General features: G+C 69.5%; 9 protein-coding genes. 5 read left to right on the top strand and 4 right to left on the bottom strand.

The features are described 5' to 3' along the window. Nucleotides 1-25: 25 nt before the first annotated feature. The 4 genes from ftsH to CA984_RS36745 form a co-directional block, all read right to left on the bottom strand. Nucleotides 26-2,017 (bottom strand): ATP-dependent zinc metalloprotease FtsH, encoded by a 1,992-nt coding sequence (gene ftsH / locus CA984_RS36725; protein WP_207621172.1) that lies wholly within the window; start codon nt 2,015-2,017, stop codon nt 26-28. Between the two features lie 313 nt (nt 2,018-2,330). Next, nucleotides 2,331-3,332: a hypothetical protein gene (locus tag CA984_RS36735; RefSeq protein WP_133061884.1), complete on the bottom strand. Its 1,002-nt coding sequence runs from the start codon at nt 3,330-3,332 to the stop codon at nt 2,331-2,333. Nucleotides 3,333-3,710: 378 nt separating this feature from the next. Further along, nucleotides 3,711-4,403: an aminoacyl-tRNA hydrolase gene (locus CA984_RS36740; RefSeq protein WP_108724670.1), complete on the bottom strand. Its 693-nt coding sequence runs from the start codon at nt 4,401-4,403 to the stop codon at nt 3,711-3,713. Between the two features lie 64 nt (nt 4,404-4,467). After that, nucleotides 4,468-5,751, bottom strand: a complete 1,284-nt coding sequence (locus CA984_RS36745; RefSeq protein WP_165781545.1) for an MFS transporter — start codon at nt 5,749-5,751, stop codon at nt 4,468-4,470. An 859-nt stretch (nt 5,752-6,610) separates the two neighbouring features. Between CA984_RS36745 and CA984_RS36750 the strand changes: the two genes are divergently transcribed. From CA984_RS36750 to CA984_RS49120, 5 genes are all read left to right on the top strand, one after another. Continuing rightward, nucleotides 6,611-8,317 (top strand): ABC transporter family substrate-binding protein, encoded by a 1,707-nt coding sequence (locus CA984_RS36750; RefSeq protein WP_242676378.1) that lies wholly within the window; start codon nt 6,611-6,613, stop codon nt 8,315-8,317. 146 nt (nt 8,318-8,463) lie between these two features. Continuing rightward, nucleotides 8,464-9,972 (top strand): ABC transporter permease, encoded by a 1,509-nt coding sequence (locus CA984_RS36755; RefSeq protein ID WP_086578009.1) that lies wholly within the window; start codon nt 8,464-8,466, stop codon nt 9,970-9,972. 70 nt (nt 9,973-10,042) lie between these two features. Next, entirely contained in the window at nt 10,043-10,972 is a 930-nt protein-coding gene (locus tag CA984_RS36760; RefSeq protein WP_242676379.1) for an ABC transporter permease, read from the top strand. Then, nucleotides 10,972-12,126, top strand: coding sequence for an oligopeptide/dipeptide ABC transporter ATP-binding protein (locus CA984_RS49115; RefSeq protein WP_207621173.1), 1,155 nt, complete (start codon nt 10,972-10,974; stop codon nt 12,124-12,126). Before CA984_RS36760 ends, CA984_RS49115 begins: the two co-directional genes overlap by 1 nt. After that, a partial coding sequence (locus CA984_RS49120) for an ABC transporter ATP-binding protein (protein ID WP_086578013.1) occupies nt 12,123-12,933 on the top strand: 811 nt, incomplete at its 3' end. The genes CA984_RS49115 and CA984_RS49120, both read left to right, overlap by 4 nt.

Raw genomic sequence — 12,933 nt, forward strand, 5'->3', positions numbered from 1 at the left:
GGGCCGTGTCTCCCGGGAGACTGGGTCATCCGGTTTCCTCGTGTGCGGAGAGAGGTCCGTCCACGTGCCCGCCGCGGGGCAGTCCGGCGGCGGCGTACGCCTCGGCCTCGCCGAGGGTCTCCTGCTCCAGCAGGGCGGCGACGATGGCGTCCAGGCGGTCGCGGTTCTCCGTCAGGACACGCAGGGCCACCTCGTAGCACTCGTCCACGATGCGCCGGGCCTCCTCGTCCACCGCGGCGAGGGTGGCCGGGGCGGCGGTGAGCTGGCCGTCGGCGGAACTCGGCAGGATGGTCAGCGGGCCGATCCTGGCGGACATCCCCCAGCGGCCGACCATGCCCCGGGCGATCAGGGTGACCTGCTCCAGGTCGTTCTCCGCGCCGGTGGTGATCACGCCGTAGACGACCTGCTCCGCGGCCATGCCGCCGAGGGCGCCCACGATCCGGTCGCGCAGGTACTTCTCGTCGTACGCGTAGCGGTCGGTGTCGGGCGTGGAGAGCGTGACACCGAGCGCCCGGCCACGCGGGATGATGGAGATCTTCCTGACCGGGTCCGCACCGGGCTGGAGCATGCCGAGCAGCGCGTGCCCCGCCTCGTGGTAGGCGGTGCGCCTGCGCTCCTCCTGCGGGATGACGACCGCGCGGGCCGTACCGAGCAGGATCTTCTCCAGGGCGTCGGTGAGGTCGCGCGCCCGCACCTTCGCGTTCCCGCGTTTGGCGGCGAGCAGCGCAGCCTCGTTGACCAGGTTGGCCAGGTCGGCGCCGGTCATTCCGGGGGTGGTCTTGGCGAGCTGCGCCAGGTTCACGTCGTCGGCGAGCGGCACGCCTCGGGTGTGCACCTTGAGGATCGCCAACCGCCCGTCGGCGTCCGGCGCGGACACTATGACGGTCCTGTCGAAGCGGCCGGGTCTCAGCAGCGCCGGGTCGAGGATCTCCGGCCGGTTGGTGGCCGCGATCACGATGACGCCCTCGGAGCCGGTGAAGCCGTCCATCTCGGTGAGGATCTGGTTGAGGGTCTGCTCGCGCTCGTCGTGGCCGCCGATGGTGCTGCCGCCGCGTGCGCGGCCGATCGCGTCGATCTCGTCGATGAAGATGATCGACGGGGCCACCTTTCGGGCCTCCTCGAACAGCTCACGCACCCGGGAGGCGCCGACGCCCACGATCATCTCGATGAACTCCGACGCGCTCGCCGAGAAGAAGGGCACGTCGGCCTCGCCGGCGACGGCCCTGGCGAGCAGGGTCTTGCCGGTCCCGGGCGGCCCGGTGAGCAGCACACCCTTGGGGAGCTTGGCGCCCAGCCGGCGGTATTTGTCGGGCTCCTTGAGGTAGTCGACGACCTCGGCGAGCTCGTTCTCCACCTCGTCGATGCCCGCGACGTCGTCGAAGTCGACCCGGACCTTGCCCGCCTCCACCGGCGTGGCCGCCTTGGACTTGCCCAGGCCGCCCAGGCCGCCCAGCCCTCCGCCGCCCATCATGTTGCCCGCCGACCGGCGGATGAACCAGATCCACAGGCCCGCCAGCAGCAGCACGGGCAGCAGCGACAGCAGCAGGTTGACGAAGAAACCGCGGTCGCTGCTGACCGGCTCGGCTTTGATCTCCACGCCCGCCGAGGTGAGCTGCTGGTAGAGCTGGTCCTGGTCGGCGAAGACCGGGATCTCGGTGGAGAACTTGGTGTAGCTGCGGTCACCGCTGTCGGGGTCCTTGGCCGCGCTCTTCAGATCGCCCTGGACGGAGAATCCCTTGGCGTAGATGTCCTTGACGTTCTTGGCCTGCACCTGCTGGGTGAACTGGGTGTAGGAGACCGTCTCGGTCCCGCCGCTGTCGAAGAAGGACGAGATGAGGAAGAAGGCCGCGTACATCACGAGGAGCGTGATCAGGAAACGCCGCCAGTTGATCTTCGGGCGCTGCGGGGCCGGCGGTCCGGGGGGCAACCCTTCGGACCGCCACGGCTTGGGCTCGTCGTCCCTGTCAGGCCCTTCGGCGTTGGGTCCCTTGCGTTCCTGAGACGCCGGTCGCTCCACGACTTCCCCCTCCACTGCCCAGGCCGGCCCCTCGGGGGGAGCGTCCTGGTAGCGGTGTCCTCAGACGTCCGCCCGGCCCGTGGCGCCCGCGTCCGCGGCACCGGACGCCCGGCGGGGTCCGATCGTGCCGCCTCGCCCGCGCCCGGCCCCGGCCACACGGCGGTCCGGCCGCCGGCTCCGGGGCTCGAAGGGTCGGTCTCTCACCTGTTCGGCGGCGGCGAGGGCATCGCAGGCGACGACGGAGAGGTTGGCCATGAAATCCCCCGATTTTCATTAGGCCAGATGAATAAGGCGATTCCTGCCCAGTAAGTGCCTACTTCAACCTGATCGAGGAGATCGCGGTGTTGATGTCGCGCCAGCGCTTGCGCTGGGCGTCGGGGATCGTCACGAAGACCATGGCGGGCTTGGCGCCGGGCACCTCCGTCACGGCGACGGCGGCCATGGAGAAGCGGGACTTGCCCTTGACCTTGTACTTCACCTGGTAGGCGAGCACCCAGCCACCCTTGACCGGCTGGGAGGCGGTCCAGCCGATCCTGGCGCCCTCGGGGTGGTGGTTGAGAGTCCAGCGGGCGGCCAGCAGCGCGGTGTCCTTCGGGCTCTCCTGCACCTTGATCGGCACGGGGCAGCTGACGAGCATCGCCCGGGTCGGCACGCCCTTCACCTTCGGCAGCACCTGCTTGGTGGAGAACGGCGCGGCGCCGTGGGTCTTCCACGGCTTGCCGAGCCGGGCCAGCGACACACCCGACCTGCCGTCCTGCAGGCGGCGCTTGGTCTTGTACGCCTTGCCCGGCAGCCGGCCGAGCCGTTTGTCGCGCGGCAGCCCGGGGACGCGGGGGTCGGCCAGGGCCGCCACCACCGCCGCGCTCCGTCCCTGGGCGCGGGCCGCGCTCGCGGTCGGCGAGGGCGCCGACGCCGAGGGGGAGGCCGACAGCGAGGAGGAGGCCGACGACAGGGGGGAGGGAGCCGGCGGCGAGCTGACACCGGGCGAGGGCGTCGCGGCAGATGGCGCGGCGATCGGCCCCGACGCTTCCCCGCCCGGCTGATCTGAGGAGCCGGAGTACACGAACCCGGCCACGGCCGCGACGGCGGCCACGATCACCGCGGTGACCACGGCGAGAATCCGGTAGATCACACGCATCGGCAGGTCGCCGATCCGCGACTTCTTGACCGGTGACCTCGGAGGGCTCACCGGCGGCTTCGGCGGGTCGTCAAGGGCGACCCTCGGCAGCTCGGACGTGGCCGCCTCGGCGGTCACATACGTCGGCGCAGAACCCGTCCCCCGGGTCCCCGGAGTCCCATCCAACCCATCGAGCACGATCGGGAGCGTACGACAAATCCGGTTTTCTCGCGCACGATACCCATCACACTTCGGGAACGAGTACCTTCCTCCGTGTAACGACCGCCTCCCGTTTGACGAGTACATCCCCCGTGTCGGTGGGAGACCCGCCGCGATGATTCGACGGGCCCGTGGAACGCCGGGCGCAGCTCCGCTTCCACCGCACCTCACGTGAGGCCGGGACCCGCACCGATCTGTCCCCCGCCCCGTTCCGACGGCCTCGGACTCCGGGCGGCGGGGGACGGGACCGCCGCCGTCGAGCACCTGGCCCCCGCGACGGCCGCTACGACGGCCAGCGCGCGCCTCCGCCCTGGCCGACGTCGCCAAGATGCCCCGAGCGGTCCGGAGCCGCCGTGATCAAGATGCCCTGAGCGGCCCGGAGCCGGCGGGCCGGAAGCCGCCGTGACGCAGCCACGGGGCGTCCGCGACGACCGTGCACGAGCCCGGTTCGATCTCGGTGAACCCCGCGTCCCGGACCACCGGCAGGCCCGAACCGGTCAGCGCGGCCCATCCGGCGGGGTCGGCCGTCCGTACGGCGGCCGCCAGCCCCCGGTCCCGCCATGCCTGCCGGGCGTGCTCGTCACTGCCCCACCAGGCGAGCTGGGCCGCGTGCCCGGCCTGGGCCATCGCCTTGCCCGCCGACATCTCCAGCTCCGGGTTGACCCAGAGCGTCACCTCTCGCGCCGGTCCCGGCGGGGCCGAGTCGGTCAGGTCGGTGCCGGAGACCTGGAGTCTGGACAGGTCCTTGGGCCAGTCGTCGAGCGGCACCGGCGGGTGGACCCGCACCTCGGCGGTGCCGGAGGTCACCGTGATGCCGGGCAGGTCGAGCACCCGGCGCCACTCGGCTCCGCGCGCCCGCCGGACGACCTTCCTGATCCCGATGTCCTCCCAGGACCGGACCGTCTCGGCCCATTCGCCGTCGCCGAGGGCGCGAGGGTCGTCGAGCAGCGTCAGCACGGCGAGCGCGGCCGCCTCCAGGGCGTCGGTGCGCTCCGGCGGGGCCGCCCGCTCGATCCTGACCACCAGCGGGAGCACCTTCTGACCGGTCATGCGGCCTCCGCCCGCCGCGTGACCGATCCGGTGCCGTGCCCGCCGACTGATCCGCTTCGCTCATTCACACCGTCAAGGATGCCTTCTTCGCGATGGCGACCGACATCAGGGCGGCGATCAGGCAGAGGAACCCGGCCGCGTACCAGGCGAGGTCGTAGGCGCCGAAGTGGTCGCGGGTGAGCCCCGCGCCCACCGCGGCGACGGCCGCGCCGACCTGGTGGGAGGCGAAGACCCAGCCGAACACCACCGCGCCTTCGGCACCGTAGATCTGCCGGCACAGGGCCACGGTGGGCGGGACGGTGGCCACCCAGTCGAGGCCGTAGAAGATGATGAAGACGAGCATGCTCGGCTCGGCGGTCGCCCCGAACAGGCTGGGCAGGATCATCAGCGACAGCCCGCGCAGCCCGTAGTAGGCGCCGAGCAGGACCCGCGAGTCGACCTTGTCGCTCAGCCAGCCGGACGCGATGGTCCCGGCGACGTCGAAGATCCCGACCAGTGCGAGGAGCCCCGCGGCGGTCGGCTCGGCCATGCCGTGGTCGTGGGCGGCGGGGATGAAGTGGGTGCCGACCAGGCCGTTGGTGCTCATCCCGCAGATCGCGAACCCGCCGGCGAGCAGCCAGAAGGGCCGGGTCCGCGCGGCGCTCCGCAGCACGCCGAGCGCGTGCGCGGCGGCCCGGCCGGCCCCGCCGGCCCTGGCGGGCGGGGCGGCCGTGACCGCGCCGGGCTCGGCTCCCAGGGCGGTGGCGCCCACCTCCTCCGGGCGGTCGCGCAGCAGGAACCAGACCAGCGGCACGACGACGAGGGCGGCGGCGGTGACCGTGACGGCGGCCGTGCGCCAGCCCTGGGCGACGGCGAGGTGGGCGAGGACGGGCAGGAAGACGAGCTGCCCGGTGGCGCCGCCCGCGGTGAGGATCCCGGTGACGAGGCCGCGGTGGCGGACGAACCAGCGTTCGGTGAGGGTGGCGGCGAAGACCAGGGCCATCGATCCGGTGCCCAGGCCGACCAGGACGCCCCAGCACAGGACGAGCTGCCAGGGGGCGTTCATCAGGATGGTGAGCCCGCTGCCGGCCGCGACGAGCAGCAGCGCGCCCGACACCACCCGGCGCATGCCGAAGCGGTTCATGAGGGCGGCGGCGAACGGGGCGGTGAGGCCGTAGAGCATGAGGTTGACCGAGACGGCCAGCGAGATGGTGCCCCGGGACCAGCCGAACTCCTCCTGGAGCGGGGTGATCAGCACGCCGGGCGTGGCGCGGAACCCGGCGGCGCCGAGAATGGCCACGAACGCGACTCCCGCCACGATCCAGGCGCGATGCAGCCCGCGCTTACGCGCATGAAGAGTCGTTGTCATGCGGCCAATCATGGAGACCGGCGGCACGCCCTACGAGTGGCCCGAGTGTCAATATCCGAAAAGATCGGGCCAAGCCGGCGGCACGCCGGTACGGCCGGGCCAGGGGTGTCGGCCGTACCTGAAGGTCCGGGACGGCTCCACCTGGAGGATCGGGCGGGAGGTCCGCCCCCGCGTCGGGACGGCCGTGCCGGGAGGGGTGGGCCGGACGGCAGGCGGTGATCTTTCCACCGGCGGCAGCCGCCGCTTTCCGGTCTCTCGGCGCCCTAATCGCCAGACCCGCTACGGAAAGTGCTCCCGGGAACACGATCTGGGATAGAAATTCCGCACATGAGACGCTTCGCCGATCTGATATAAGCGAGGAAATCCCTTCCGAAAAAGGAACTCCGACATGGGCCGGAGCGGAGACCGCCACAGAACTCGCGCCGCCGCCGCCGCGGACACGCCGGTCCACGGGTTCCGGAGAGCCGAAAACCCGACCTCTTGGTCACCGTATGTGAGCGAAACCATGATCCTCACCGGAGTTTCCGAACAGCTCGCCGCCACCTCGAACATCCGAGGGCCTTTCGGCGATCCTCCCAGCCGTCACTCTCCGTCATCTCACATACTGGGACTATTCGGTCAAACGTTACGTTTTTCCTGATCCTCACCGATTGAGGAGTTTGGCGCTTCACGCCCGACTTTGTTACAGCTTGGGACGGTGCCGGTCTCAGGTCTGCAACACCCAAGTCGTCCTACTTGTCCGAGGTAGAGTCCCGGTGCTCAGCTTTGTTCGACAATGCTGGCGGCTGACCTCAGACCGGACAATTAAAGGAGTGCTGGCGTGTTCCAATCGCGGACATCTGGCAAGTTTCTAGCTGCTGTGGCAGGAGGTGCGCTCCTGCTGACCGCCTGCGCGGGTAACGACACGGGGGCGGACAAGCCGGCCGCGTCGGGCTCGGCGTCAGCCTCGGCTCCGGCTGCACAGAGCATCACGTACGCCTACGAGCAGGAGTTCCACTCCTACAACAACAACACCACCGCGGAGAACGCCACCCGCAACGCGGGCCCCCTCCAGCGCGTGCTGACGGGCTTCTGGTTCTACGGTGACAAGGGCGCCATCACTCCTGACAAGGACTTCGGCACCTACGAGAAGACCGCGGACGACCCGCTGACCGTCGAGTACACGATCAACGACAAGGCGGTCTGGTCGGACGGCACGCCGATCGACTGCGACGACATCATGCTCTGGTGGGGTTTCAAGTCCGGCAAGGTCAAGGGCTTCGCCTCCTCCGACACCTCCGGCATCCAGGACACCAAGGTCCCGGAGTGCGAGAAGGGCGGCAAGAAGTTCACCCTGATCTATGACAAGCCGTTCGCGGACTGGGTTGCCAACGGCCCTGGCGCGACCGAGTTCCTGCCGGCCCACGTGGTCGCCAAGCAGGACGGCCTGTCGGAGGAGGACTTCATCTCGGCGATCAAGGCCGCCGACGACAAGAAGATCGCCAAGGGCATCAAGTTCTGGAACGACGGCTGGGTCTCCGAGGGCAAGCTGCCCGCCGCTGACCTGATCCCCTCCTCCGGCCCGTACAAGCTCTCCAAGATGGACGCCGGCCAGTCGCTGACGTTCGTCGCCAACGACAAGTGGTGGGGGACCCCCGCGGCCACCCCGACCGTCGTGGAGCGTTTCATCGCCCTCGACGAGCAGGCCCAGGCCCTGCAGAACCGCGAGGTCCAGATCGTCGAGCCGCAGCCCGGCCCCGACGTGCTCAACCAGCTCAAGGCTCTGGAGGGCGTCCAGGTCAACCTGGGCGACGCCTACACCTACGAGCACCTGGACTTCAACTTCGACTCCAGCCCGTTCAAGGACAAGGCGCTGCGTGAGGCCTTCGCCAAGTGCGTGCCCCGGCAGCTCATCGTCGACAACCTGATCAAGCCCGTGGCGCCGGAGTCCAAGCCTCTTGAGGTCCGCAACGTCGCTCCGTTCCAGGCCAACAGCGCCGCGGTCGTGGCGGCCAGCGGTGGCGCCGGCGTCTACGCCCAGCAGGACATCGAGGGCGCCAAGGCTCTCGTGGAGAAGGCGGGCAAGACCGGCCTGGAAGTCAAGATCGGCTACCAGACCCCGAACCCGCGCCGTACCGCTGCCGTGCAGCTCATCATCGACTCCTGCAACAAGGCCGGCTTCAAGGTCGTCGACAAGGGCTCCGAGGACTTCTTCGGCACCGTGATGCCCGCCAACGGCTACGACGTGGCGCTGTACGCCTGGTCGGGCTCCTCCCTGGTCAGCGGCTGGGCCTCCACCTTCACCACCCCGAAGAAGTGCGACGGCGAGAACAAGGGCAACAACAACGGCTGCTACTCCAGCAAGAAGGTCGACGAGCTCATCAAGAAGCTGAACTCGACCGTGGACCTGGCCGCGCAGGACCCGCTCATCGCTGAGATCGAGAAGAACCTCTGGGCCGACCTGGCCACGATCCCGCTGTTCCAGCACCCGGGCCTCAGCGCGTGGGACGAGACGGTCAAGAACGTCGTCCCGAACCCCGCGCAGTCGACCATCACCTGGAACATGGACAAGTGGAGCCTGTCGTAACCCCCTCGTTCTAGGGCCTGTTCCCTGACCGTCGCGTGCGGTTGATGGAACACCAACCACCCAGGGCCGGAACCGGAGAATCACCAACCTCCGGTTCCGGCCCTGACCCGCACATATAGTCCTTCGAATGAGCAGGAGGTGAGGGAATGATCGTCTTCATCGCGCGGAGACTGGTCATCTCGTTCTTCGTCCTCCTGGCGGCCACTTTCATCATCTTCGTGCTGACGGCGCTCTCGGGCGACCCGTTGGAAGACCTCCGCCAGGACAACAGCCCCAACAAGGCCAACAAGATCGCCGACCGCACCGAGCGGATGGAGCTCGACGTCCCCATCCCGGTCCGCTACCTGGGCTGGCTCGGCCGCATCGTCCGGGGTGAGCTGGGCGTCAACCGCGACGGCCAGGATGTCGCCCCCCTTCTCGGCCACGCCCTGTCCGCCACGCTCCAACTGGTGCTCGCCGCCACCGTGCTGGCGATCGTCGTCGGTATCGTCGTCGGCATCGTCTCCGCCCTCCGCCAGTACAGCGGGTTCGACTACAGCGTGACCTTCGCCGCCTTCGTCTGCTTCTCCCTGCCGATCTTCTGGATCGCGGTGATGCTCAAGCAGTACATGGCCATCGAGTTCAACAACTGGCTGAAGGACCCGGGCATCCCGCCGACCGTCATCGGCGTCCTGACGCTGCTCGGCGGCCTGATATTCGGCGCCCTCACCGTGGGCGACCGCAAGCGGCGGCTCCTCGCCTTCCTCGCCGGCGCCGCGATCAGCGGTGCGCTCTTCACCCTGCTCTCGGTGACCCGCTGGTTCGCCGACCCCGGGTTCGGCCTTCCGCTCGTCCTGGCCATCTCCCTCGCCGCCGCGGTGGGCTTCACCGTCCTGTCCGCCGGGCTGCGCCAGCGCGGGCCGCTGTACGCCGCCCTCGCCGCCGCCCTGATCGGGGCGGTCGCCTCCCAGGTGCTCGCTCCCATGCTGGTCGACCCCACCTGGCTGGAGATCATCGGTCTCGCCCTGGTGACGGTCGTGGTCTGCGTGGGTCTGGGCTACGGCCTGGGCGGCTTCCAGCGCCGCCAGGCGATCACGGCCTCCGTGCTGACCGGCCTGTTCACCGGCGCTGTGATCTTCCTGGACCACATGCTCCAGGCGTTCGCCTCCTACAGCAAGGTGGTGCGCGGACGGCCGATCTCGACGATCGGCGCGCGGACCCCCAACTTCGCCGGCGACTTCTGGCAGCTGAACCTGGACTCGGCCGGTCACCTGCTGCTGCCGAGCATGGCGCTCATCCTGGTCTCACTGGCGACCTACACGCGCTACAGCCGGGCGAGCATGCTGGAGGTCATGAACCAGGACTACGTCCGCACGGCCCGCGCCAAGGGCCTGCCGGAGCGGACCGTCGTGGTCAAGCACGCCTTCCGCAACGGGCTCATCCCGGTCACCACCCTGATGGCCTTCGACTTCGCCGGCGTCATCGGCGGCGCGGTGGTCACCGAGAACGTCTTCGGCTGGCAGGGCATGGGCAACCTGTTCATCAAGGGCCTGCGAGAGGTGGACCCCGCCCCGGTCATGGCGTTCTTCATCGTCACCGGGACCGCGATCGTCGTCTTCAACATGATCGCCGACATCCTCTACGCGTACCTCGACCCGCGCATCCGGCTGTCCTGAAATCGGAGAACCACCCATGACGCTCAATGCGCAGGCAACGGAACCTGGCACCCCATCCGATTCGCAGGGCATGGCGATCGTCGCCCGGACCCAGAGCCAGATGGTCCGCCGCCGCTTCTTCCGGCACCGCGCCGCACTGGTCGGGATGATCATGTTCGGCTTCGTCATCGTCCTGGCGTTCAGCTCCATCGGCTTCGCCGGCATCCCCGGCTGGTGGGACAAGACCTACCTCGACACCGGCCCCCTGACCAACCAGGGCAAGCCGACTCTCAGCCTGATCCCCGAGTTCCTCGGCGGCACCGGCATCCACCTCGGCGAGCACCCGTTCGGCCAGGACGACATCGGCATCGACTACTTCGCGCTGACCATGCGCGGCGCCCAGCAGTCGATCATCATCGCGTTCGTCGTCGGCATCGTCGCGACCCTCACCGGCGCCGTCGTCGGCGCGCTGGCCGGCTACTTCCGCGGCCGGCTCGAAGCCGTGCTGATGCGCCTCACCGACGTGATGATCACCATCCCGGTCCTCGTCATCGCCGCCGTCGTCGGCCGGATGATGGGCGACAGCGGCGCCCTGGTCCTCGGCGTCTTCCTGGGCCTGGTGACCTGGCCGACACTGGGCCGCCTGGTCCGCGGCGAGTTCCTCTCCCTGCGGGAGAAGGAGTTCGTGGAGGCCGCCCGCGCGATCGGCACCCGGCCGAGCCGGATCATCTTCCGCCACATCCTGCCGAACACCATCGGCGTGATCATCGTCAGCGCCACCTTGGGCATCGCCAGCGCGGTGCTGCTGGAGTCCGCGCTGTCCTTCCTCGGCCTGGGCATCCAGGCCCCGGACACCTCACTGGGCCAGCTCATCAGCCGTTACCGCAGCGCGATGGTGGTCCGCCCATGGCTGTTCTGGTGGCCGGGCATGTTCATCATCATGATCGCACTGTCGATCAACTTCATCGGCGACGGCCTGCGTGACGCCTTCGACCCCCGACAGACCCGGGTGCGTGCCTAATGACGACTCCTAATGTGCCGATCGAGCCCCGAAAGGGCGATGTGCACACCTATGACATCGCCCCCAACGTGCTCGACGCCTCCGGGGAGGTGCACGTCGGCCTGACCCTGGACGCCGTACGGCCTCCGTCGGAGGAGGAGATCCTCAAGGTCGACAACCTGACGGTGGAGTTCCCCACCGACGACGGCGTCGTCCGCGCCGTCCGGGGAGTCTCCTACAGCCTGCGCGAGCGCGAGGTGCTGGGCATCGTCGGCGAGTCCGGCTCCGGCAAGTCGGTCTCCTCGCTGGCCGTCATGGGCCTGCTGCCCAAGAGCGCCCGGGTCAAGGGGCAGATCCTCTTCCGCGGCGACGACATGCTGAAGATGTCGGCCCGCAAGCAGCGGAGCCTGCGCGGCCGCAAGATCGCGATGGTCTTCCAGGACCCGATGACCGCGCTGAACCCGGTGCACACCGTCGGCGACCAACTCGCCGAGGCGGTGCTCGCGCACGAGCTGATGCCGCGCAAGAGCGCGCTGGCCCGCGCCAAGGAGATGCTCGACCTCGTCGGCATCCCGCAGGCCGAGGCACGGCTGCGCAGCTACCCGCACGAGTTCTCCGGCGGCATGCGCCAGCGCGCGATGATCGCCATGGCGGTCATCAACAACCCCGACATCATCATCGCCGACGAGCCGACCACGGCCCTCGACGTGACCGTCCAGGCGCAGATCCTGGAGAAGCTCCTGGAGGTCAAGGACGCGGTCAACGCCGCGATCGTGCTCATCACGCACGACCTGGGCGTCATCGCGGGCATGGCCCACCGGGTGCTGGTGATGTACGCCGGCCGTCCGGTCGAGGTCGGCGAGACCGACCCGGTGTTCGAGGAGCCCCGCATGCCGTACACGGCGGGTCTGCTGGGGTCGATCCCGTCCCTGGAGAACTCCGGCGACCGGCTCCGCCCGATCAAGGGCACTCCCCCGTCACTGATCAACATGCCGGCCGGCTGTCCCTTCTCGCCGCGCTGCCCGCTCGCCGACGACACGTGCAGGACGGCCGAGCCGGAGCTTGCCGAGACCGACAGCGGCGGCCACTTCGCGGCCTGCCACCACTGGGACCGGTTGGCGGCGGTCGAGGACCCGACCGTGTTCTTCCGCACCGAGAGCGAGACCAAGGCATGAGCGTGAAGACCGAGGAGACGCCTGCTCCGGAACGGGAGCCGGTCGGCGGCGACCACCTGCTCGAGGTCAACGACCTGGTGATGAACTTCCCGGTCAGGGGCGGCGGCTTCCTGCGCCGGGTGGTGGCCCAGGTCCAGGCCGTCAGCGGGGTGTCCATGCACGTGGACGAGGGCGAGACCCTCGGCGTGGTGGGCGAGTCCGGCTGCGGCAAGTCGACGACCGGCCGGGCGATCCTGCAGCTGCACAAGCCCACCTCGGGCTCTGTCCGCTTCCGGGGCAAGGAGCTGACGACGCTGTCGTCCAAGCAGCTGCAGCCCGTACGGCGCGACATGCAGATCGTCTTCCAGGACCCCTACGCGTCGCTCAACCCGAAGATGCCGGTCAACGACATCATCGCCGAGCCGCTGAAGGTCCACGAGCGCTGGAAGGACGGCGGCCCGGACCGGGTGGCCGAGCTGCTGCGGCTGGTCGGCCTGAGCCCCGAGCACGGCAACCGCTACCCGCACGAGTTCTCCGGCGGCCAGCGCCAGCGGGTCGGCATCGCCAGGGCGCTGGCCCTGGAGCCGAAGCTGCTGGTGCTCGACGAGCCGGTGTCCGCGCTGGACGTGTCGGTCCAGGCGGGCGTGGTGAACCTGCTGGAGGACCTGCAGGAGTCGCTGGGGCTGGCCTACCTCTTCATCGCGCACGACCTGTCGGTGGTCCGCCACATCTCCGACCGGGTCGCGGTGATGTATCTGGGCAAGGTCATCGAGACCGGGCCCAGAGACGACCTCTACGACCGCCCCGCCCACCCCTACACCCAGGCGC

Origin of the sequence: Streptosporangium minutum (assembly GCF_002149035.1) — a bacterium.
In the GTDB taxonomy this organism is placed as follows: domain Bacteria; phylum Actinomycetota; class Actinomycetes; order Streptosporangiales; family Streptosporangiaceae; genus Streptosporangium; species Streptosporangium minutum.

What these genes read in the sequence shown, in the direction of transcription:
- CA984_RS36740 (WP_108724670.1), bottom strand. Translation starts at nt 4,403, where the DNA reads ATGACCGGTCAGAAGGTGCTCCCGCTGGTGGTCAGGATCGAGCGGGCG.
- CA984_RS36745 (WP_165781545.1), bottom strand. Translation starts at nt 5,751, where the DNA reads ATGACAACGACTCTTCATGCGCGTAAGCGCGGGCTGCATCGCGCCTGG.
- CA984_RS36755 (WP_086578009.1), top strand. Translation starts at nt 8,464, where the DNA reads ATGATCGTCTTCATCGCGCGGAGACTGGTCATCTCGTTCTTCGTCCTC.
- CA984_RS36760 (WP_242676379.1), top strand. Translation starts at nt 10,043, where the DNA reads ATGGCGATCGTCGCCCGGACCCAGAGCCAGATGGTCCGCCGCCGCTTC.
- CA984_RS49115 (WP_207621173.1), top strand. Translation starts at nt 10,972, where the DNA reads ATGACGACTCCTAATGTGCCGATCGAGCCCCGAAAGGGCGATGTGCAC.